This window comes from Bacillus cereus group sp. Bc061, assembly GCF_027715825.1.
Lineage (GTDB): Bacteria > Bacillota > Bacilli > Bacillales > Bacillaceae_G > Bacillus_A > Bacillus_A paranthracis.
In genome coordinates, this window is record NZ_JAQFTZ010000001.1 from 179,725 (window position 1) to 202,306 (window position 22,582).

Genomic DNA, 22,582 nt, shown 5'->3' on the forward strand with positions numbered 1-22,582 from the left:
AATATCAAAAAATGTACAAAAATGGACAAAAAGTGATAGGTATAGAAAATAGATAGTAAAAAGAATAGATAGTATAAAAGGAAGGTCGCTAACGCTCCCCTATCTTTCTTTCGCTAACGCTCTCTTGTTCGCCTTCGGCTCATTACCTCACTTCGTTCGGTGGGGCTGTACCCCTTCTTTTACATAATAAAAAAATGATTTAAATGAACTTTAAAAGATATTTCAAGCGAAATAAATTATTTAATTAAAGATTTTAAAGAAGTATGAAAATAAAAAAGGGTGGTTATCTATTTTATAACCACCCTTTTAATTTAACCTATTAACCACCAGTATGACCATCTGACATTTGTTTTACAGTATAAATAGTTTGATGTGTATCTTTAGAATCAAGTACACCAAATGTTAATGTTAGTGCAGTCATAATTCCCATTAAACTAATTATTACTTTTTTCATTTTAATGCCCCCTTATCATTAATTTTTTCTCTTGCATTTGAACTTAGATAGAAATATTTACTTGCTTTTAAGTGATTTCCTTCATGATAAAATTTTACTGCTAATTTTTCATTATATTCATGAATGTACTCGTATAGGTTTTCTTTTTCAAAATAGAGCATTCCTGCTAGTATTATTGATTCTAATTGTTCTCCAGAAACCTCATTGTTTATCGCTAGTAAGATATTAAAGCGATGTTGGTATTCCTGATTTTTTAATTCTAAACTGATTTCTAAACCTGTTTTCAAAAGTTCTAATGCTTTTTCTTTATTATTAATTTTTGCGTGTTCACATGCTTCAATTAAAATTGCTCTATAGTTTGCCGGCATTTTTTCGGTTACTTCGGATAAATAGCGAATTGCTAATTCTGAAAGGTTTTGATTTGCATACATAAAACCTAAGTTATGTCGAACGTATAAGGTTGCTTGTTCTTCATGTTGTTTTTGGAATATATCCAATGCAGAGATAAGACATTCTTCTGCTAATTCATATTCTTTCAAATGTATACATGCTAATCCGTAAAGATTATTACAGTAACCAATGTTTAATTCATAACCATTGTATTTAGAAAAAATCTCTTTTGCCTTAGATACCTGTTTAAGTGCTAAAACATATTGTTGGTTATGACAACTAAAGGTAGAAAGTTTAAAATAAAATTCTGCTTCTTCAAGTTGGTCTGGGATTTGTTTTAATTTAATTTCGGCTTTTTCATAATGTTCTTTTGCCAAATTATAATCACCAGTTATGTTTGAGTGCATTGCCTTGAAAAAATGGTAATAATATAATAAAGTTTCATCTGTTGGTATATCAAAAGATTCTATTTCTTTAAAACTATCTTTGCCAATACTTAAACTATCCATCAAGTATTTATAACGGAATTTCAATAAAGAGTGGTATAAAAGTACATTTTTATCGTCTTTTGCACTGGCAATGTTTTTATTGATTTCCTTTTTTAGTTGATTTGCAGTATCTAAATTTCTTTTTCTAATTTCTATATACCAGTTATCTAATAACTTTGTAATCTGTTCATTCCCCTTTGTTTGAACGTTCATGATATCCTCCTTTGTTTTTTATAGATTCTTATAAATAATGATAGCAAGAATAGAATATAATAGATATTATACCTAATTGTTTTTCAATAAAAAACAGAAAATTCTGTTTTTTTTCATAAGTAAAGGTAATATAAAATCATTTTAAATAGTACATAATAGGAAGTTTATGTGTATGGAAAAATATGATATTTTATTAATAAAGTGTAAAATTTATTAGAGGGAAGTGGGCATACCGATGGGGAAATTGGAACCATTTACAGGGGTGACGGTAACAGGACAGATACTAAAAGAAGGGTATACATTAAATTGGCGTAATCAAGAATTGATTATTGGACAAAAAGTGAAAAGTGAACTAATAAATATTGATTCCATAAAATGGAAACTGAATATTTCAATGGTTGAAATTGTGAGTGAAGATAGTGCGAAAAATGTACAAAGTGCTGTAGTTCGAGGGGTTATTGGCAACATTGCCTTAGGTGGTGCAGGAGCATTAGCAGGGGCTTTGTCTGCAAAAAATGATTCCACATTTAATGTAATAATTAGATATCATAATGGGTATGTCGATTTAATAGAATGTGATATTAAATTGTATACAAAACTTTTGCAACAAGTAGAAGAAAATAAACGTTCTGGAAACAGTGAATTTATTAATATGGAATATGATGCAGAACAGTATAAAAGAAGCAAAGAACAATTTGATAAAGGGCAAACTATGGATATTGTTGGTTGTGGTGTGATTTTAATTATTTTTATTGTTATAGTTTTTGCTTTTATTGGTATTTTGGCAGATTAATAAACAATGAATTATATAATTTTAATATAAATAAACATTTATTAAGAGGTGAGTATATGAAAAAAGGAAAAGTTATATCTATTTTTATGATGCTTTCGATTTTTTTATTGCTTATGGGATGTGAAAATAAAAAAGAAGAAACGTTGGCAGATAAAGCATTTGAAGAAAATTCGAAAACAGAGGATAGGGCAAAAGAGCAAGAGGATGCTCAAACAGAAGAAATGAAAAAAGAAGGACGACAAGCGGTTTTAAAAATAATGCCCTATGAGGTTAATAGTTTAATTTCAAATATAGACGATGTGGCGGAACAACTAGATAATAAAGCCACAACGGACAAAGAATTAAAGGAGAATTTAAAATCAGTAGAGATGTACGCAAAAGATGTTGAAAGAAGTTTGGGCTTATTACCAGAAGAATATGAGAGTGTTGAAACAAATCTTGAAAATCTATCTAAGAACTCAAAAACATTTATAACAGAATCAGTGAAATTCCATCAAGGGAAAGACAATACAGAGAAGGTTAAAAAATTACTTTCAGAGATGTTAGAGGATTTCGTTGCAATAAAAAAGGTGCTTCCTTTAGACGATGAAGATAATGGTTTTTATTCGGTATCTAGGATGGAAGAGTTTATCCAAAAGTAATAAATGATTTGTCGATGATAAAAGAGCAGTTTTTATAATTCTTGTTAAGTACACAGTAAGAGTTGGGGGATAAAAATGGCTAAAAAATTAACCGTAGATGAAGTAGAAAAAATGAGTTTAAAAGTTATTGAAAATGCAAGTGAATTAATAGAGGATGCAAAGTTATTATTAGAAAATAAAAGATATGCACGTGCTTATACTCTTTCTCATTTAATGTGTGAAGAATTATCTAAAATTCCGATGTTTGGCAGGGCATTGACTGAAAGTGCAATGGACAAAAATTATAATTGGAAGGATTTGCATAAACGTTTGGTGAATCATAACCCTAAAATTAGATTGTTTATGATGATGCCCACTGTAAATGTGAAAGGGTTAGAAAAGATTGTTGGTATACCTGAGAGTCAAGGTGTTAAAGCGTTTGAGAAAACATTAAACAATTTAAAAAATAATAGTCTATATAGCGGGTTTCAAGGTAATGATTTCAAGAAGCCATCCGAAGTTATTACTAAAGAAATTGCAGAAACTATGTTTGAAATTGCTAGCGAGTATTTTATGTTTATGAAAGTTACACAAGGAAAGTTGAGGGGGACTACACATAAGTCAGTTGGAGAAGATTTTATTGCTTATTTTTCTGGATTAAAAGAAATGGTTGAACAAAATCCTGAAACGCTTGAATTTCTGACTTTACTAATAGAGAAAAATTATGAATGCCTAAAAGAAAGTCAAAAAAAGAAAGAGAGTTAAATGCCCTATTTTTATTTATGAACGCGTTAGTAGGATATTAGGGATTTTAATTATTGTAGATACCGATGAATTATGTTAAGATTCAATGATGTGTCTAATACATAAATCCATTGTATTTTTTTCCTAGACATATTATTATTGAAGTAGTAATAAATGATTCGGAGAAAAGAAAATAGAGGAAACCTTTAAATAACTATGTTTTTGAGTTTATTGTAGTGACAGATTACTACCAATACTTCGGAAAACGTCCACCTCGTAATTCATAGTATAAAACTCCTCCAGCGCGCATATACTGGCTATTATGTAATGCGTAAAGGAGGAACTGATATGGATAGTTTCCAATTATCAATGATTCAAAAAGCTATTCACCGTACGTATGATAAGCTCGGAAAAGAAGTGGATAGCCAAGGTGCGATTGTAGATGAAATACAAAAAGCACAAGAAGAATATTTGTCAGCTCTTTCACATGAAACAGCGATTGATAAACGGTATTTAAAGTCATTAATATAGAAGAAAATTTTCCTTTTTCGAAAGGAAAATTTTTTTTCGTGTATTTCTATGTTTTACAACAGGGGAAAGTGGCTGCGCACATATGAGTAGCAGTTGCTATATCTTTTATAGAAAAACTTTTTGGTTGGAGGCTAAGGATGTTTACTGAGAAGAGATTACCATTTGAAGTAGGGAAACAAGACAATTTTTATGATAAGTTGAATGAGTGGATTGGAGATGTGTTTTACGACATCCTTCCGGAAAAAGGCTTTGAAGAGCGTGATGAACAAATTTTTATGGCGTTTCAATTAGAGCGTGCTTTTCAAGAAAAGAAAGTTATGTTCGCAGAAGCTGGTGTAGGAACCGGGAAAACAATTGTATATCTTCTATATGCAATTTGTTATGCACGTTATACTGGAAAGCCAGCGATTATCGCTTGTGCAGATGAAACGTTAATTGAGCAGCTTGTGAAAGAAGAAGGGGACATTGCTAAATTATCTGAGGCATTAGGCTTATCGGTAGATGTAAGACTTGCGAAATCAATGGATAATTATTTATGTTTACGTAAACTTGAAGATGTTATGAGTGGACGAGCTCCAGAAGTAATTGAAGATGTATACTACGAATTACCGCAGTTTGTATTTGACCATGGTACGATGCAAAACTTTACTCACTACGGTGACCGAAAAGAATTTCCGCTTTTAAATGACGAGGAATGGTCAAAAGTAAATTGGGATTATTTCCAAGATTGCTTCACTTGTGATTCTCGTCATCGTTGTGGGCAAACTCTATCACGTGAACATTATCGTAAAGCAGCAGATTTAATTATTTGCTCTCAAGATTTCTATATGGATCATATTTGGACGTATGATGCTCGTAAGCGTGAAGGACAAATTCCGTTATTACCAGAAAGTAGTTGTGTTGTATTTGATGAAGGACATCTTGTAGAATATGCAGCTCAAAAAGCTTTAACATATCGTTTAAAGCAAACGATGATGGAGCAACTTTTAACGAGATTATTACAAAATGATATTCGCGAGGAGTTTGCGCATTTAGTAGAAGAAACAATTTGGCAAACAGAGCGATTCTTTGATGTGTTACAAGAGAATAAAAAAGAAATTGCTGGTTCTGATCGTTTAGAAATTACTGTGACAGAAAAAGTAACGGCTGAAGCGAAGCGACTTTATGCGAAAATTGGTGAAGTCGGTGATGCATTAGTATTTGAAAGTGAAATGCATACAGTAAACACGTATGATTTAAATATCGTTGATGAACATTTAGATGTATTAGAGCATTCACTTCGTCTGTTTATGCACGAGAAAAATGTAATTACATGGGGTGAAGAAGGTGATGGAGCTTTCACGTTAGTAATTATGCCGCGTGCAGTTGAAGAAGTATTACAAGAGAAAGTATTCTCGAAGAAAATCCCGTATATTTTCTCTTCTGCTACATTATCTAACAACGATTCATTCGCATTTACAGCAAATAGCTTAGGGGTAAAAGATTACTTATCATTCTCAGTTGCCTCCCCGTTTGATTACGAAGAGCAAATGGCAGTAAACTTACTATCTCATACGAAAGAAAATGAATGGGAAAGAAAGTGTCAATATACACTTGAAAATATACAAAAAACAAATGGACGTACACTTGTATTATTCCGTACAACGCAAGAACTTGCAGCGTTTAAAGAATATGTAAGTAAAGAACAAATGTCAGTTCCGTTCCTATATGAAGGGGACCAAGAAATTAGTCAGCTTGTTTCTCGTTTCCAAAATGAAGAAGAGACTGTACTTTGTGCCGTTCATTTATGGGAAGGTTTAGATATTCCTGGTTCATCATTATCACATGTTATTATTTGGTCATTACCATTCCCTCCAAACGATCCTGTGTTTGAAGCGAAGCGTAAGCACGTAAATGATCCATTCTGGGATGTAGATGTACCATATATGATTTTACGTCTTCGTCAAGGGATTGGCCGTTTAATTCGTACGAGCGAAGATAAAGGTGCTATATCAATCTTCTTATCTGATACAGAAGATGAGAAAGTGGTAGAAGCAGTGAAAAACGTACTACCAGTAGAAGGTAAAGAATTGTAAGGAGAAAGCTTGGCGCTTGCCAAGCTTTTTTTCTATTATAAAAGGAATTTAGATTTTCATGTCGAATTAAGTTTGAGGTAGAAAAAGGAGGCTTTTATATAATGACAGTAGCTACATATGAAGTAGAAAAACAATTTTTAACATATGTGAAGAAGATACAAAATTACGGAGAAGCGTTAAGCTTAATGTTTTGGGACTTAAGAACAGGTGCGCCTAAAAAAGGTGTAGACCAGCGTTCAGAAGTAATTGGCATGCTTTCATCAGAAGTGTTTGCTATGTCGACTTCAGATGAAATGGGGAACTATTTAACAGAGCTTGAAGCTTTAATAAGTGAAGACAAGCTTTCTGAAACGACGAAGAAAATGGTGGAAGAGTGCCGTAAAGAATATGATAGAAATAAGAAAATTCCACAAGCGGAATATGAAGCGTATGTGAAATTAGAAGCGAAAGCAGAAAGTGTGTGGGAAGAAGCTCGCGAAAAATCTGATTTCGAAATGTTCCGTCCGTATTTAGAACAAATCGTTGAATTTAAAAAGAAATTTATTACATATTGGGGTTATGAAACATATAAATATAATACATTATTAGATATGTATGAGCCGGGCATTACAGTAGAAGTGTTAGACCACGTATTTGGTCAACTTCGTGAGCGTATCGTACCGCTCGTAAAAGAAATATCGGATTCGCAAAAGAGATTAAAGACAAGTGCTTTATCAGAACATTTTTCAAAAGAAAAACAAAAAAACTTTACATTAGAGCTATTAAAGCAATTAAATTATGACTTTGAAGCAGGTCGTCTTGATGAAACGGTACATCCATTCGAAATCACATTAAATAGGGGGGATGTTCGTATTACGACACGCTATGACGAAAAAGATTTCCGTATGGCTGTGTTTGGCACAATTCATGAATGTGGTCATGCTGTATATGAACAAAATATTGCAGAGAAATTTGAAGGTACACCGCTATGTAGTGGAACATCTATGGGTATTCATGAGTCACAATCATTATTCTTTGAGAACTTTATCGGTCGTAATAAATCATTCTGGAAGAAAAATTATGATTTATTAAAAGAGTATAGCGATGGTCAATTCAATGATATATCAGTAGATGAGTTTTATGATGCGATTAATGAATCAAAGCCGTCGTTTATTCGCATAGAAGCAGATGAGCTTACATACCCGCTTCACGTTATGGTTCGTTATGAACTTGAGAAAGAGTTATTTGATGGCACATTACAAGTGAAGGATTTACCAGCGGCTTGGAACGATAAAATGGAAGCATATTTAGGAATTCGTCCGGCTAACGATGCACAAGGCGTATTACAAGATGTTCACTGGGCTGGTGGTTCATTTGGATACTTCCCATCTTATGCGCTTGGTTATATGTATGCAGCGCAATTTAAGCAAAGAATGGTAAAAGACATTCCGAATTTTGATGCATTATTAGAAGAAGGAAACGTAACGCCAATTCGTGAATGGTTAACAGAAAACATTCACCAATACGGTAAAACGAAAAAGCCACTTGAAATTTTAGAAGATGTAACAGGTGAAGGATTGAATGCAAATTACTTAGCAGATTATTTAGAAGCGAAGTATAGAGAGATTTACGAGTTATAAAAAAGGGCTGCTTACTTGCAGCTCTTTTTTTTAAGGGGATAGAAAAATGGAGTATACTTATACAGTGATGACGCAAGAAGAAGCAGAAGAAATTGCATACAACTGGCATTATGAAGGGAAATATTCCTTTTACGATATAGAGGCAGATGAAGAAGATTTAGCCGAATTTTTACAAGATAAGAGTAGAGGGAATCATACATTTTCTGTGAAGGAAAATGGCACTCTCATTGGTTATTTTACTGTTTGTAAAATAAATGATGGAACGGTTGATATAGGTCTTGGAATGAGACCTAATATAACTGGGAATGGATTTGGTTTACAGTTCATAAATGCTATACTAGCTTTTAGTAAAGAAAAATATGGATGCAAGTATATAACACTATCAGTAGCTACATTTAATAAAAGAGCGATTAAAGTGTATAAAAGGGCAGGGTTTGAAGCAGTTGGGACGTTTATACAGAAGACGAATGGTAGTTATTTTGAGTTTTTGAAAATGAATTATATATGTAAAAATGATTAAAAAAACAGAAGAATCTCCTTCTGTTTTTTTATGCAGAAATAAATCTTACTATTTGTAATTGGAAGTTTTGTAATTTTGGAAGAGGATGTGTATGATTGAAGTTTAATGGTAAATAGCAAGTTTAGTAAGGAGAGACAGCATGATTACAATTAAAACGAAAAATGAAATAGATTTAATGCATGAATCTGGAAAGTTACTTGCTTCATGTCATAGAGAAATTGCGAAGATAATGAAACCAGGTATTACAACAAAAGAAATTAATACGTTTGTGGAAGCGTATTTAGAAAAACATGGTGCAACGTCTGAGCAGAAAGGGTACAACGGATATCCATATGCGATATGTGCATCTGTAAACGATGAAATGTGTCATGCATTTCCGGCCGATGTTCCTTTGACTGAGGGTGATATTGTAACAATTGACATGGTAGTAAACTTAAATGGTGGTCTTTCAGATTCTGCTTGGACGTATAGAATTGGAAAAGTTTCTGATGAAGCAGAAAAGTTATTACTAGTAGCTGAGAATGCTTTGTATAAAGGCATTGAGCAGGCGATAATCGGTAATCATGTAGGAGATATTGGTTATGCGATTGAAAGTTATGTAGCTGCTGAAGGTTTTTCTGTCGCAAGAGACTTTACGGGACATGGAATCGGTAAAGAAATTCATGAAGAACCAGCAATTTTTCATTTTGGGAAGCAAGGACAAGGGCCTGAGTTACAAGAAGGAATGGTAATTACAATTGAGCCAATTGTCAATGTAGGTATGCGATATTCGAAAGTAGATTTAAATGGATGGACCGCGAGAACGATGGACGGGAAATTATCAGCTCAATATGAGCATACAATTGCGATTACAGAAGATGGACCAATCATTTTAACGAAGTTATAATTGGGAATGAAAGAGTTTACAAAACTCGAACGAAAATGATGTTTTTATAAAATTTGTACGTGTTTTATGAATAAAAGCTTTTCAAAGTATAAAAAGTGCGTTATAATCCTTCTATAAAATAAATAGTTAGCTACACTCATATAATCGCGGGGATATGGCCTGCAAGTTTCTACCGAAGTACCGTAAATACTTTGACTATGAGTGAGGACGAATATATTTGCTTGTTTAGCATTCTTTTTTGCGAAACTCCAAAAGCGCGTCTCTCACTTGTAACGAGTGGTGGCGGCTTTTGGAGTTTTTTTATTGCATAAGAGGGGGAACAAACATGAAAGTATTACAAGAAAAGATTTTGAACGAAGGAAAGGTTTTATCTGGTGATGTATTAAAGGTAGATGCATTTTTAAATCATCAAATTGATCCAGTACTTATGCAAGAAATCGGAAAAGAATTTGCTAAACGTTTTAAAGAAGAGAACATTACAAAAATCGTGACGATTGAATCTTCAGGTATTGCACCAGCAGTTATGGCTGCATTAGAGCTTGGTGTAAAAGTAATCTTTGCTAGAAAGCGTAAATCGTTAACGTTACAAGATAATATGTATGTTGCAAACGTATATTCATTTACAAAACAAGAAACGAATGAAATTTCGTTATCTCGAAATCATATTGATGAAAGTGATCGCGTTTTAATTATTGATGACTTTTTAGCAAACGGTCAGGCTGCTTTAGGTTTAATGAGCCTAGTAGAGCAAGCTGGAGCAAGTATTGCTGGACTTGGTATTGTTATTGAAAAAGCATTTCAAGATGGAGGAAAGAAGCTTCGTGAACAAGGCGTTCGTGTTGAATCACTAGCAGAAATTGCATCACTTGATAATAACGCAGTTACATTTGTACAGCAAGAAACTGCGGAGGTGAAATAAACGATGAAGCAACATCCAATTAAAATCGCATCGCTTGGTATGCAGCATATGCTTGCTATGTATGCTGGCGCAATTATCGTTCCGCTTATAGTGGGCGGCGGACTTGGTTTAAATCAAAAAGAGTTAACATATTTAGTCTCAATTGATTTATTAATGTGCGGCGTTGCGACAATTTTACAAGCATTATCAAATCGCTTTTTCGGTATTGGACTCCCAGTTGTACTAGGTTGTACATTTACAGCCGTTGGGCCGATGATTGCAATCGGAAAACAATACGGCGTATCCTCTATTTATGGAGCAATTATTGCTGCGGGGTTATTCGTTGTTATTTTTGCGAAATTATTTGGAAAGCTTGTAAAGCTGTTTCCACCTGTTGTAACAGGATCTGTCGTTACCGTAATTGGAGTTACACTTGTTCCAGCAGCAATTAATGATATGGCTGGAGGAGTAGGAAGTAAGGATTTCGGTAGTCTTGAAAATTTAGCATTAGCATTTGGTGTGTTACTATTTATTATCATTATGTATCGTTTCTTCGACGGATTTATTCGTTCAATCTCTATTTTACTAGGTCTATTGTTCGGTACAATCGTTGCAGCATTTATGGGGAAAGTAAGCTTGCAAGCGGTTGGAGAAGCGGATTGGTTCCATGGTATCCAGCCATTTTATTTCGGTACACCAACGTTTGAATTAACGCCAATTATTACGATGATTCTCGTTGCTTGCGTAGGGATTGTAGAAGCGACAGGTGTTTATTTTGCATTATCTGATATTTGCAATAAAAAGATTGGTGAAAAAGAATTAACAAAAGGGTATCGTGCAGAAGGATTAGCGATGGTGTTAGGTGGTATTTTCAACGCCTTTCCGTATACAACATACTCACAAAACGTAGGGCTTGTTCAATTAACTGGAGTAAGAAATCGCGTGATTATTTACACGTGTGGTGGTATGTTAATCGTTCTTGGATTCATTCCAAAAATCGCAGCTATTACAACAATCATTCCGAAATCAGTACTTGGCGGTGCGATGTTAGCGATGTTCGGTATGGTAATGGCATATGGTATTAAAATGTTAAGTAGCGTTGATTTTGGAAGACAAGAAAACTTATTAATCGTTGCATGTTCTGTTGGGATCGGACTAGGAGTTACTGTCGTTCCTACATTATTCTCACAACTTCCAGAAAGCATTCGTATTTTAACAGATAACGGAATCGTACTAGGAAGTGCGTCAGCAGTCCTTTTAAATATCGTATTTAATATGGTGCCACAGCGTAAAGTGAAAGTAAAAGAAGAGCCGGTGTCTATGCAAAGTGCGGTAAGAGAAGCGTAAAATTGATAAAAGGTTCAAATCGCATGCGATTTGAACCTTTTATTTTTGTGTTGTTTACGAGACCTTGCTTTTCTTTTTAAGTGGCATCATCTTTCCGTACGTACCAAGGCGCCATATATACTCAAGTGGCCCGTATTGGTAACGTGACAGCCACCAGCGGCTAATAAAGATTTGCAGCGTGTAGAAACCGATGCAAAATAGTGGTCCTACCCATAATGGAGCAAGATAATCATTTTTGAACAATATTCCGAATACAAGCAACGTAACAATTGTATGCGAGATATAATTTGTTAATGCCATTCGACCAACGTACTGGAACGGACGTAATATCTTTTGCCATTTTTCTTTTTGTAATAAACGCATGAGCGTGAAAATGTAGAATATGAATAATGTCTTTCCGCTTATCATCGTAATACCCATAAGTGAAAATGGTGTGTATGGTTGATTGTTCATAAAGAAGTAAACCATAATAAACCACATCGGTAATGTTAAAACAAACATAATAATTTGCCATTTCTTTAGTTTTGGATCTAATTCTTTCGCACGGCGGAAAATATCTTTTTTACCGGCATATAATCCGAGTAAAAACAATCCTAGTGTTTCAGGAAGCATAATAAGACTGTTACGTATTGCTTCAGAGTAGAAAGAATAGAATCGGTCTGTGATTTGTAAGCCCCAGTTTTCTAACGGCATAATTGCTGTGGAAAGGCCTAACTCCTCTACTGGCACGATTAACATGACAAGAGAACCTAATAATGTGAACAATTGCATGAAACTTAATAGTACAATTGACCATATTAAAATAGTACGTGGCTTTCTTTTGTAAAATAAAAATAAGAAAAACCCGGTAATTGCATAAGTATGTAAAATGTCTCCGTCCCATAAAAGAACGTAATGTAAGAAACCAAATAATAATAAAATAAGTAAGCGACGAACAAATAAAGTTTTTGGTCGATCTGTTTTCGCTTCAGCACGAGTCATAAAAATGTAAAATCCTAGGCCGAATAAAAACGAAAAGATAGTATAAAACTTTGTTTGAATAAACATATCGTAAAATAGACGGATATAGCTATCTAGCCCCTCGTAAACTCCTGTAATATCACGTGAGTCAATCCCGGCGATAACAGGCCAGTTCACAAGAAAAATACCAAGTACAGCTATTCCTCTAATAATATCGATGGAGTGTATCCTCTCGCCTTGTGAAATGTTTTGTGTCATTATTTTCCTCCTTGTTAAGTAATTCCCTTTTATTATACAAAATGTAAGATGGAGGGTATAGGGTGGATTTCCATTTTTTTTAACTATTAAGTTATGTAAGATGAGATATAATAAGAGTGCACAACAAGTTTTAATCTTCTTCAAAACAGGCAGTGAAGCTCCTTCTTATAAGGGGCTTTCTTTATGAAAAAGTGTTGATAATGATTCTCTTTAATGATAAAATGTATTCAAAAGTGATAATCATTATCAAAAAAGGTTGGTGCATGAGTATGGTATATGCATTAGTAGCAGGTACAGTCGCTGTATATGCAGTTATTGCAAAGTATGTTTTAAATGGAGTAGGAACAGCAAAATGAGTGATATTACATAAAATCCCTTTCATTTGTAAAAAGAATGAAAGGGATTTTTTATTTTTAATGAGAATATGCTGAAAATTTAGTATGATAGTAAAGTGAAAAGGTAATCAATGAGTAGGTGCATTTCTCATTGGTTATTAGCTTGCAAATAGCATATACATCTTGGATAAAGGGGAACAAGGGGATGACAAACATAGTACAGACAAACGGTATGAAAAAGCTTGTTTGTTTTTATGAAGAGTGGCAAAAACACGGCGATGCAGAGAATAGTTTAAAGTTGTTTGAAGTAATTCAAAAATATAAACGAGAGCAGCTTATGATAGCATTCTGCGGTCACTTCTCAGCAGGGAAATCAACGATGATGAATCATCTATATAAAGCGCAGTTGTTACCGACAAGTCCAATTCCGACAAGCGCTAACGTCGTTAAAATTGAAAAGGGATTTGATCGTGTTGTTGTAACGATTAAATCTGGAGAGCAGTACGAATATGACGGTGCATATTCAGCAGAAGAATTAAAACAAATTTGTAAAGATGGCGATGAGGTAATTGGTGTTCATATTTATCGGAATGATGCACCAATTCCTGAAGGTGTTATGTTAGTTGATACACCAGGGATTGATTCAACAGATGATGCCCATCAACTAGCGACAGAATCAACGCTGCATCTAGCAGACGTAATTTTTTATATGATGGATTATAATCACGTCCAATCGGAAGTGAATTTACAATTTGTTAAAGAATTGAAACAACGTAATAAAACGGTTTATCTCGTTGTAAATCAAATAGATAAACATAAAGAAAATGAATTATCGTTTGCAGATTATAGCGATAGTGTAAAACAATCATTCTCTAACTGGGATATTGAAGTAGATGGAGTTTATTATACATCATTACGAATGATGAACCATCCACATAATGAAATTGAAAACCTAGAAACGTTAATTACTTCTATTATGAAAGAAAAAGAGCAGTATGTAAGAGATGGAATGGTGCGAGAAACAGAATATTTAATGGGGGAACATTTCTCGTTTATTCTTTCTGAAAATGAAAAAGCTCTTTTGAAATATGAGGAAGAGTTAGCATCACCGCTTTCCATTTCAGAAATAGTTGAAAAGAAAGAAGAGCTAACGGAAATGAAACATCGCGAGGCTAATAAAGAGTCTCAAATGAGAAATGAATTTATAAAAGGCTTACAAGCTATATTAGATAACGCGTATTTAATGCCATTTGAAATGAGAGAATTGGCAAATGCGTACTTAGAAACGAAATTAACAAAATTTAAAGTTGGTTTGCTATTTGCGAAAGGAAAGACTGAGCAAGAAAAACAGAGACGTTTAGATGCTTTTTATGCTGCTTTGCAAAAGACTGTCGAAACGCAACTTGATTTTCATGTGAAAGAATTTATTGTTGCCTTCTTAAAAGAAGAAGGGTTGTTTACAGAAGAGATTGGGAAAGACATATATGATTTAGAAATTGCTTTTGGACCAGAAATGTTAGCAGAAGTAATTAAACAAGGTGCAGGTTTCACAGGTGATTACTTACTTCTTTATACAGCGGATGTAGCGAATGAATTAAAGAAACGTTATTTTACAAAAGCACAGCAAATTTTTGATAAAAGTGCAGTCGTTTTAAAGCAAAAGGTAAAAGAAGCAGTTGATCGTATTGAAGAAGAGATTGAAACATATACGATGTTGCAAACGGCGAAAGAAACGAAATTGCAATACAGTAACAATTTGGAGGCATATGAAGGCTATTTACAAAATGTTTGGCATGATCGTGTTGCTACACCAGAAGGGTTGCAAATAGAAGAGATATTGCAAAGTAAAAAACAAATTGTTAGTGAGAAATTCACACTACAAGAGCAGGAAATTGTAAATGATAACGTAGCGGCTCGTGAGGAAGAGATAAAAGGAACGGCAGCTTTAAATATTCAGCGTATATTAGAGGAAGTGAAGAAAGCTGAAACGATATTAGAGCCATTGCCAGCGCTAAAACATGTACAGCAAGAGGTAATAGAAAAAAGGCGCCGTGTGGAAACGAAACAATTTACAGTAGCATTATTTGGAGCTTTTAGTGCTGGGAAATCATCATTTGCCAATGCATTGCTTGGTGAGAAAGTACTTCCAGTGTCACCAAATCCGACGACGGCAACGATTAATCAAATTTTGCCAGTTACAGAGGAAAAACCACACGGAACAGTAAGGGTTCAATTTAAATCAAAGCAAGCCTTATTAGAAGATATGAAAGCTGTTTATAAGCTGTTTCATTATGAGATTACTACGTTAGATGAAGCGTTAGCACAGATTGATAAAGTTATGAAATACCCTTCACCAACTGGGAAGCAAAAAACGACATTTAGCTTTTTACGAGCAGTACAAAAAGGGTATGATACAGTTTCTGCACATTTAGGCGAGAAAGTACAAGTTACATTAGAAGAGTTTTCTGATTATGTAGCGAATGAAGAAAAATCTTGTTTTGTTGAGTACATGGAGCTTTATTATGATTGTGCATTAACAAGGCAAGGAGTAGCGCTTGTAGATACACCTGGAGCGGATTCTATTAACGCCCGCCATACAGACGTTGCGTTCCAGTATATTAAAAACGCAGATGCTATTTTGTTTGTCACGTATTATAATCACGTGTTCTCTCGTGCTGACCGTGAATTTTTAATTCAGCTTGGTCGTGTAAAGGATACTTTTGCTCTTGATAAAATGTTCTTCTTAATTAATGCGGCCGATTTAGCAGAGTCTGAAGAAGAACTTGAAATGGTAAAAGGTTATATCGCAGACCAGCTACTACAATACGGTATTAGAAATCCACGTTTATTTGCAATTTCAAGTTTATGTGCGCTTGAAGAGAAACAAGGAAAAAATATTGAGAAAGAGAAGTACGGTATTTTACAAAACTCTGGGATTGCTAAGTTCGAGGAATCATTTACATCCTTTATGATGAGAGATTTAATGCTCGTATCTGTTCATGCTTTATATGGTGCATTGCAAGGGGCAGATCAGCTGTTAGTAAATATGATAAATGGTGCAAAGCAGGGGAATGAAGAGAAAGAGAAGCAAACGAAAAAATATGAAGCAGAGCGTGATCAACTACTTCATATCATTTCATCATATAGTGTACTTGCTGAAGAACAGGCGATGCAAAATGAAGTGAAAGAATTGCTTTATTACGTGCAACAACGTCTATTCCTACGCTATAACGATGTGTTTACTGAATTTATTAATCCAGCATCGCTTCGAACGGATGGAAATGTGAAAGTGCAGTTGCAGCAGTGTGTTATGGAATTAGTAGCATTTATTCAGCATGATTTATTACAAGAAATGCGTGCGACATCATTACGCCTTGAAAGATGGATAGATGAAGCGATGAAGCGTGCAAAGAATGAAATTGTGGTGAACTGTAAAGTAGAAAATGAATCAATTTCTATGAATGGAACAGTGGAATATGAATATAAAGATATTACACATAAAGAACCGTTTCCTTCAGTTGAAATAAAAGATTTCAAAAAAGCATTGGCACACTTTAAAAACGAGAAAAGCTTTTTTGAAAAGAATGACAAAGCCTTTATGCAAGAAGACGCTAAATCTGTATTAGAACCTCTCGTATCAAACTATGTAGCTGATGAAAAAGATTTATTTGTTCATCATTATAAGCAAGAGTGGGATTTGAAATGGAACTTATTCCAAAAAGTGATGCAGCAAGATGTAATGAATTATTATGAAAGTGTATTATTTGCATTGGCTGAAACGATTGATGTATCACTATATGAACAAAGTAAAGAACAATTGCAAAAGCAATTAGTAGAGATTGAAAAAGAAATGTATGTGATGTAGTCGTTATGAGAAAAAGATTCGTTCGATTTTCTTTTGTAGTACCGTATCTAAAGATTTGACAAATCCAGCAAATTCATCGGTAGAAATCATATGAGTAAGAACGAGTCGTCTGCCGTCTGGTGTTTCACCGCATAAGACGAACGAAGAAAATTCATATGTTTTATTTTCTACTACTAATTTTGGATAGGAATACGTGTCGCTCTTCTTCTTCTTTCCATCAATAGAGATGACGTTGCATTTTTTCTCATTGTTGTCCATGGTGAATCCCTCCTTTCTATTACTTATGGTAGACAAGGAGGGTTTAGAACAATAGAGAAGGGGGAATTTTTTATGACTGTTGTAATAGAACGTATTTCAAAAGAAGCTATACCGAAGTCTTTATTACTACTTGCTGATCCAAGTGAACAGCAAATTGGTGCATATGTACAAAGAGGATTAACATACGTAGCTAAGCAAGAGGATAATGTAATCGGTGTATATGTAATTTTGGAAACAAGGCCGAAGACGATGGAAATTATGAATATTGCGGTTGTAGAGCATTTGCAAGGAAAAGGGATTGGAAAGAAGCTAATAAGTCATGCTATAGAAACTGCTAAAGGATATGGTATGTCAAAACTTGAAGTTGGTACAGGCAATTCTAGTGTTTCACAACTTGCTTTCTATCAAAAATGTGGATTTCGTATTTTTTCTATTGATTTTGATTACTTTTCGAAGCATTATGAAGAAGAGATTATTGAAAATGGGATTGTATGCCGTGATATGATTCGGCTTGCAATGGAATTAAATCAGAACGTATAACTTATTTAGGGGGAAGAGAAGATGGAAGTACATAAAGCAATTACAGCACATTCTCGTAAACAAAATGAAAGTGTAAAAGCATGTTTACAATTAGATGCGCAGCGTGAAGCAGCTATTGAAGCAGCCGTATCTCTTGCGTCAAATGGGAAAGAATTTTCGGTTGATGTTATTAATGTTGTAACGAAGCAAATTAATGCTCTTGCAAAAAATGGTGTTACACTAGAGCGTAAATATGTTACAAAAGAAATGGTTATGGAGTATGTAAGTCGTTTGAAAGAGAAAGAAGGTCGTTAAAGATGTTAGTTACAGTCGAATGGTTACGTGAGCATATAGAAGATGAGAACGTCCGTATAATCGATTGTCGTTTTGATTTAGCGAATCCTAATTGGGGTAGAGAAAAGTATGAGGAGGAACATATTCCTCATGCATTATATTTTGATTTGAATGTAGATTTATCAAGTCCTATAACAGAACATGGTGGTCGCCACCCGTTACCAAATATTGAGGAGTTTGCAGACAAGCTGTCGCGAGCTGGTATTGATGAACATACGACAGTGATTGCATATGACAGTGAAGCGGGTGCAAATGCTTCTCGTCTTTGGTGGTTATTAAACTATGTAGGACATGAGAAAGTATATATATTAGATGGTGGATTTCCAGCATGGAAAGAGAATGGACTACCGGTAACAACAGAAATTTCTGTTGCTAAACGAAAAGCATTCAAAGAAAATATACAAAATCATATGCTTGTAACGATGGAAACGGTGAGAGAGAATATCTATGCAGGTGCAGATGTTACGTTAATTGATTCTAGAGAGCCAAAACGTTATGCTGGTGTAGAGGAACTTGTTGATCCGAAAGCAGGACACATTCCAACAGCAGTAAATTATTTTTGGAAGGATGGAATGCTGCAATCAGGACAATTTAAGAATGAAGCTCAGCAACAAGAACGATTCCAAAATCTTTCGAAAGATAAGGAAACAATTGTATATTGTGGTTCTGGTGTTACAGCATGTCCAAATATCGTTGCATTGAAATTAGCTGGATTCCAAAATGTTAAATTGTATGCAGGTAGCTGGAGTGATTGGATTTCTTATCCAGAAAATCAAATTGCAAAAGAAGAAGATTAATCACTTGCATGCAAAAATAATTTGTATTAAAATAAGGTCACAAGCAAGAGATTGCTCGAAAAACTTTGTATTTTACACATTGGAAACAATGTGATAATATAACGACAAGTAAATAATACATCCTGCGGTGTACGTAACTTATTTATGTCTAAAACCGATGTTAGTTATACGGAAGCTCAATATTTAGTGACCATCATCAAGCCTTCCTTGTGGAGGAAGATGTACGGTAACTGTGAGGGCATCCACCTGCGAGTAGCGGGTTTTTGGACATTTACGAGGAGCGGCACGTGCGGGGGTCTTATTTCAACTAACATTATATAAAATTCCTACGGTGTACGTAGCTTATGCATGTCTTAAACCAATAAGTTTAATATGGAAGTTCAATATTTAAATGTAGCTAACATGCCATCTTTTTAAGAAGGAAGTTACAAACATTTGTGAGAGCATCCACCTGTGAGAGCAGGTTTATGGACATCTAGAGAGAACGGCATATGTGGGGCTATATAAAAACCTTACGTTTTATACGTAAGGTTTTTTTGTTGTATACATATATCCATGTTATCTCGATTCACCTGTGAAGTTTCCATAATAAATGTAGCACTTTCTGTCTTCATCAATCTCTCTTGAATCTAAAGTAAACTCCATATGCATGCCGTCCTGCTGAATATATATAATATCTGAATGAAGAGATGGTAAAATTTCTTCATAGTTCCATACATCTTTACTTTCAATCAAGTTGGAACTCGTATCCTTTAGCTCTCTAATTTCAAAACCGATGTGGAAGTAAGTAGGATCTGAAGGGTCGTTAGAAAAAGTTTCTTGTTGAATATATATAACTACTGTTCCATCTGGATCTACTGAAGTTGCAGTAACAACATATGTATTTTTATCTTTTATAAAATATTCACAAGTCATGCGTGCGATAATTTCAGAATTAGAAATATTTGTGTAATTCCATAAAGCAGGATACCCTTTTGTTTCATCATTAAGTCGATATTCTAAGCGCATTTCATCCCTCTTCTTCCTTTTTCTTCTACTTTATCATGGCTTCTTATATAATAGAAATATATTTTATAAAGGGGAGTGCGAAGGTGACAAAAACGAAATGGCTAGTAGGTGGTGTCGTAACGTCTTTAATGACTGGCACCTTATTTGGCTGCGCACAAGATTTACCCCCAAAACCGAATGATAAAAGTTGTTCAGATTGGGATTGGGATGATGAACTTGGGGTATGGCAGTGTGATGATAGTAGTTCAGGTTATCGTGGACATTATTTCTATGGCGGGAGATACTATCAAAATAAATCCACTTTTAAAAATTCATCGGCATTTAAATCGTATCAATCGTCTGCGGAATTTAAAGGTGGAATTGGAAGCGGTTCAAAGGGAGGATTTGGGGGCTAACATATGTCGCAATACATAAGGGATCGAAAAGAGTTTTATTCAAAATATCAGGATTTCTGGTCGGATTTATATGAATGTGAGTATAGTTTGTTTCATGTTTTTCCTATAACAAATGAGACTATGAAACAATTACAAGTTGCAACTGAACGAATGGGGAAAATATTTTTTAAGACTGCTAGACTTTTGCGTAATTTAAGTGACGAACAGCTTCTTGAACTTGGATTTCCCCCCGCAAGCTTATCGTTCATTAGAATGAAAGGATTATATCCTGAATCTGTTATTTCACGATTTGATTTCGTTTTAACAGGCGATAACCAAATGAAAATGCTTGAGTTTAATAGTGATACACCTACCTTTATTATGGAATGCTTTCAAATGAATGGGGAAGTTTGTAAAAAGCTAGGTTATGATGATCCAAACTTAGGCCAAGAGCGATTGCTATCCTCTGGTGTTACAAAAGCTGTAATGGAAGCGACAAAGGGAATAGACAACCCAAATGTTGTTTTTACAGCGCATCATGAGCATATTGAGGATTGGAATACGACTATGTATTTAAGTCAGTTATGCCGTGTTGAAAATAAAGTCGTGCCAATGTCAGAACTTAGAATTACAAAAGATTCTTTAGTGGATAGGGATGGAGTGCAAATTGATGTTTTATATCGTCAAACATATCCGATAGAAGATTTAATTGAGGATCAAGATCCTGAAACAGGGGATTTGGTAGGTGTGGAGTTGTTGCAACTCGTAAAAGCCGGAAAGCTGTTTATTATAAATCCTTTGTCAGCATTTTTACTTCAGCCTAAATCAGTTCAGTGTCTTATTTGGGGATTAGCAGAAGAAGAGGTCTTTTATACAAATGAGGAACGACAGTGGATTAAAGAATATATGTTACCTACATATTTAGAACCAGATTTATTTTTAGGAAAAGGTTCTTTCGTTCAAAAACCTTCATTTGGTAGAGAGGGAGACACGATTACCATTCGTGATAAGGACGAAAATATTATGATTCAAAATGCACACCAAACGTATAAAGCGTCACTGCCGATATTTCAAAAGTATACAGAACTTCCAGTCGTATCTTTGGAAACAGAGAAAGGGATGGAGAAACTGTCGTATGTGTTTGGTTCGTTTTTAATTGCAGGAAAAGCAAGTAGTATCGGTATTCGTGCTGGTGAAAAAATTACGGGGAATGAATCGTACTATTTACCAGTAGGTATAAAAAAGGAGGAAGTATATGATTAATTTTTTATTATATTTAGCAGTAACACTTGGTCTTTTATGCATAGGTCTTTTCCTGATGGAAGTGACAACGAAAGTAAAAGAATTTAAGTTAATGGCCCAAGGGAATAAGGCAGTAAGCTATGTACTTGGAGGGCGATTACTTGGGTTAGCTATTGTTTTATATTCAACAGCAGCTAATTCCATTTCACTTCTTGATATGGTTTCGTGGGGAGCGGTTGGGATTTTGGCTCAAATTATCGTCTTTTATTTAGCTGAGTGGCTTACACCACGCTTTAATATAAATAAAAGTCTTGAAGAAGATAATCAAGCGGTCGGTCTTTTTCTTATGTTTTTATCGCTTTCAATTGGGATTGTAATTGCTGGTTGTATAACTTATTAAAAACTTTACGTTTAAACGTAAGGTTTTTATTTTTACTAATTTTAAAATATGTGCTTCATTCATTTGATACGTAGAAAGAGAAATAGTATGTATATGAGAGGGAGTTGTTGTAATAAGGAAAAGATTCCATTCAAGGTGTTGACATCTATTTTAAATAAGAGTAACATTTTCTATGTAATAAAAATAAGTCTCTGTTAGGTGAGGCTCCTGTATAGAGAAATGCTACTGCCCAAAAATGTCGAGAGACGCCAATGGGTCAACAGGAATGATCGAATTAAGGTTTTTCTTAATGTAGCTGGTAATGTACCTATGCTATACAGTGCTAAAACTCGGCGAGGGAGAGGTCCGTAGATTTCTAATTGTATTAGGAATCGTTTATTTGTGTATGTCATGGCCTTTACTCTTTTCGGAGTAAGGGTCTTTTTGTTACAAAGCTATGAGTAATTTCATAGTATAAACTATAAAATAAAACGAGGAGGTGAGGAGCATGTCAAATTCTGACTCGGTTCCGTTACCCATATACTTCAAATCAAAAATATATGATGTAGGCAGGAAACGACTTGTTCCTCCCTCTATATTTATCATCATGTAGCGTTTATATGTATGTTTAGGCGCTAGACACTTTCACCGTAAA

Annotated in this window: 22 protein-coding genes, 2 other RNA genes and 2 riboswitches; of the genes, 19 read left to right on the forward strand and 5 right to left on the reverse strand. The window is 34.4% G+C overall.

Features of this window, described 5'->3' with window-relative positions; all coding sequences use genetic code 11:
- Nucleotides 1-319: 319 nt before the first annotated feature.
- A complete protein-coding gene (locus tag PDQ40_RS01010) occupies nt 320-454 on the reverse strand; it encodes a hypothetical protein (RefSeq protein ID WP_254918733.1) in 135 nt (44 codons plus the stop codon).
- Nucleotides 451-1,545 carry a response regulator aspartate phosphatase gene (locus PDQ40_RS01015; RefSeq protein ID WP_270691176.1) on the reverse strand — a complete coding sequence of 365 codons (1,095 nt, stop codon included), beginning with the start codon at nt 1,543-1,545 and terminating at the stop codon, nt 451-453. Before PDQ40_RS01015 ends, PDQ40_RS01010 begins: the two co-directional genes overlap by 4 nt.
- 235 nt (nt 1,546-1,780) lie before the next feature.
- On the opposite strand from PDQ40_RS01015, the gene PDQ40_RS01020 reads away from it, so the two are divergent.
- The 10 genes from PDQ40_RS01020 (at nt 1,781) to pbuX (ending at nt 11,578) form a co-directional block, all read left to right on the forward strand.
- A complete protein-coding gene (locus PDQ40_RS01020) occupies nt 1,781-2,338 on the forward strand; it encodes a hypothetical protein (protein ID WP_270691177.1) in 558 nt (185 codons plus the stop codon).
- Between the two features lie 56 nt (nt 2,339-2,394).
- Nucleotides 2,395-2,979 (forward strand): hypothetical protein, encoded by a 585-nt coding sequence (locus PDQ40_RS01025; RefSeq protein ID WP_000715521.1) that lies wholly within the window; start codon nt 2,395-2,397, stop codon nt 2,977-2,979.
- A 75-nt stretch (nt 2,980-3,054) separates the two neighbouring features.
- Nucleotides 3,055-3,723, forward strand: a complete 669-nt coding sequence (locus PDQ40_RS01030) for an AbiV family abortive infection protein (protein ID WP_001085271.1) — start codon at nt 3,055-3,057, stop codon at nt 3,721-3,723.
- A gap of 327 nt (nt 3,724-4,050) precedes the next feature.
- On the forward strand, nt 4,051-4,233 hold the full coding sequence (locus tag PDQ40_RS01035; RefSeq protein WP_270691178.1) for a DUF3921 family protein: 183 nt from the start codon (nt 4,051-4,053) through the stop codon (nt 4,231-4,233).
- A gap of 137 nt (nt 4,234-4,370) precedes the next feature.
- Entirely contained in the window at nt 4,371-6,308 is a 1,938-nt protein-coding gene (locus PDQ40_RS01040) for an ATP-dependent DNA helicase (protein ID WP_000493701.1), read from the forward strand.
- 101 nt (nt 6,309-6,409) lie between these two features.
- The gene (gene ypwA, locus PDQ40_RS01045) at nt 6,410-7,927 is read left to right on the forward strand and encodes a carboxypeptidase (RefSeq protein WP_075395949.1); all 1,518 of its coding nucleotides are present in this window, start codon (nt 6,410-6,412) and stop codon (nt 7,925-7,927) included.
- Between the two features lie 46 nt (nt 7,928-7,973).
- Nucleotides 7,974-8,447, forward strand: a complete 474-nt coding sequence (locus PDQ40_RS01050) for a GNAT family N-acetyltransferase (protein WP_000456878.1) — start codon at nt 7,974-7,976, stop codon at nt 8,445-8,447.
- 139 nt (nt 8,448-8,586) lie between these two features.
- Entirely contained in the window at nt 8,587-9,333 is a 747-nt protein-coding gene (locus tag PDQ40_RS01055) for a type I methionyl aminopeptidase (RefSeq protein WP_000628426.1), read from the forward strand.
- A gap of 116 nt (nt 9,334-9,449) precedes the next feature.
- A riboswitch (purine riboswitch) is annotated at nt 9,450-9,551 on the forward strand.
- Nucleotides 9,552-9,658: 107 nt separating this feature from the next.
- Complete coding sequence (locus PDQ40_RS01060; RefSeq protein ID WP_000866490.1) at nt 9,659-10,252, forward strand: xanthine phosphoribosyltransferase; 594 nt, start codon at nt 9,659-9,661, stop codon at nt 10,250-10,252.
- Between the two features lie 3 nt (nt 10,253-10,255).
- Nucleotides 10,256-11,578 carry a xanthine permease PbuX gene (gene pbuX, locus PDQ40_RS01065; protein WP_000809240.1) on the forward strand — a complete coding sequence of 441 codons (1,323 nt, stop codon included), beginning with the start codon at nt 10,256-10,258 and terminating at the stop codon, nt 11,576-11,578.
- A 54-nt stretch (nt 11,579-11,632) separates the two neighbouring features.
- Here the strand turns inward: pbuX and PDQ40_RS01070 are convergent, their stop codons facing one another.
- Nucleotides 11,633-12,796: a DUF418 domain-containing protein gene (locus PDQ40_RS01070; protein WP_000193094.1), complete on the reverse strand. Its 1,164-nt coding sequence runs from the start codon at nt 12,794-12,796 to the stop codon at nt 11,633-11,635.
- 540 nt (nt 12,797-13,336) lie between these two features.
- Here PDQ40_RS01070 and PDQ40_RS01075 point away from each other — a divergent pair.
- Nucleotides 13,337-16,996, forward strand: a complete 3,660-nt coding sequence (locus tag PDQ40_RS01075) for a dynamin family GTPase (protein ID WP_061536763.1) — start codon at nt 13,337-13,339, stop codon at nt 16,994-16,996.
- Nucleotides 16,997-16,999: 3 nt separating this feature from the next.
- On the opposite strand, the gene PDQ40_RS01080 is transcribed toward PDQ40_RS01075, so the two are convergent.
- The gene (locus PDQ40_RS01080) at nt 17,000-17,254 is read right to left on the reverse strand and encodes a DUF3931 domain-containing protein (RefSeq protein ID WP_000369740.1); all 255 of its coding nucleotides are present in this window, start codon (nt 17,252-17,254) and stop codon (nt 17,000-17,002) included.
- 72 nt (nt 17,255-17,326) lie between these two features.
- Here PDQ40_RS01080 and PDQ40_RS01085 point away from each other — a divergent pair, with 72 nt between their 5' ends.
- The 5 genes from PDQ40_RS01085 (at nt 17,327) to ssrS (PDQ40_RS01105) (ending at nt 19,428) form a co-directional block, all read left to right on the forward strand.
- Nucleotides 17,327-17,794 carry a GNAT family N-acetyltransferase gene (locus PDQ40_RS01085; RefSeq protein ID WP_000219274.1) on the forward strand — a complete coding sequence of 156 codons (468 nt, stop codon included), beginning with the start codon at nt 17,327-17,329 and terminating at the stop codon, nt 17,792-17,794.
- A 21-nt stretch (nt 17,795-17,815) separates the two neighbouring features.
- Entirely contained in the window at nt 17,816-18,088 is a 273-nt protein-coding gene (locus tag PDQ40_RS01090; RefSeq protein WP_000451811.1) for a YpbS family protein, read from the forward strand.
- Between the two features lie 2 nt (nt 18,089-18,090).
- Nucleotides 18,091-18,924 carry a sulfurtransferase gene (locus PDQ40_RS01095; RefSeq protein ID WP_000961784.1) on the forward strand — a complete coding sequence of 278 codons (834 nt, stop codon included), beginning with the start codon at nt 18,091-18,093 and terminating at the stop codon, nt 18,922-18,924.
- A 116-nt stretch (nt 18,925-19,040) separates the two neighbouring features.
- Nucleotides 19,041-19,223: non-coding RNA, 6S RNA (gene ssrS / locus PDQ40_RS01100), on the forward strand.
- 21 nt (nt 19,224-19,244) lie between these two features.
- A non-coding RNA gene (ssrS, locus tag PDQ40_RS01105) (6S RNA) lies at nt 19,245-19,428 on the forward strand.
- A 54-nt stretch (nt 19,429-19,482) separates the two neighbouring features.
- On the opposite strand, the gene PDQ40_RS01110 is transcribed toward ssrS (PDQ40_RS01105), so the two are convergent.
- Nucleotides 19,483-19,932 (reverse strand): hypothetical protein, encoded by a 450-nt coding sequence (locus PDQ40_RS01110; RefSeq protein WP_001235530.1) that lies wholly within the window; start codon nt 19,930-19,932, stop codon nt 19,483-19,485.
- Nucleotides 19,933-20,015: 83 nt separating this feature from the next.
- Between PDQ40_RS01110 and PDQ40_RS01115 the strand changes: the two genes are divergently transcribed.
- The 3 genes from PDQ40_RS01115 to PDQ40_RS01125 are packed head-to-tail and all read left to right on the forward strand — an operon-like array spanning nt 20,016 to nt 21,948.
- Entirely contained in the window at nt 20,016-20,327 is a 312-nt protein-coding gene (locus PDQ40_RS01115; protein ID WP_000169021.1) for a hypothetical protein, read from the forward strand.
- A gap of 3 nt (nt 20,328-20,330) precedes the next feature.
- Nucleotides 20,331-21,569 (forward strand): glutathionylspermidine synthase family protein, encoded by a 1,239-nt coding sequence (locus PDQ40_RS01120; protein ID WP_000084961.1) that lies wholly within the window; start codon nt 20,331-20,333, stop codon nt 21,567-21,569.
- Nucleotides 21,562-21,948, forward strand: coding sequence for a DUF350 domain-containing protein (locus PDQ40_RS01125; RefSeq protein WP_000606860.1), 387 nt, complete (start codon nt 21,562-21,564; stop codon nt 21,946-21,948). The genes PDQ40_RS01120 and PDQ40_RS01125 overlap by 8 nt, the downstream gene beginning before the upstream one ends.
- Nucleotides 21,949-22,131: 183 nt before the next feature.
- Nucleotides 22,132-22,297: riboswitch (M-box (ykoK) riboswitch) on the forward strand.
- Nucleotides 22,298-22,582 lie beyond the last annotated feature (285 nt).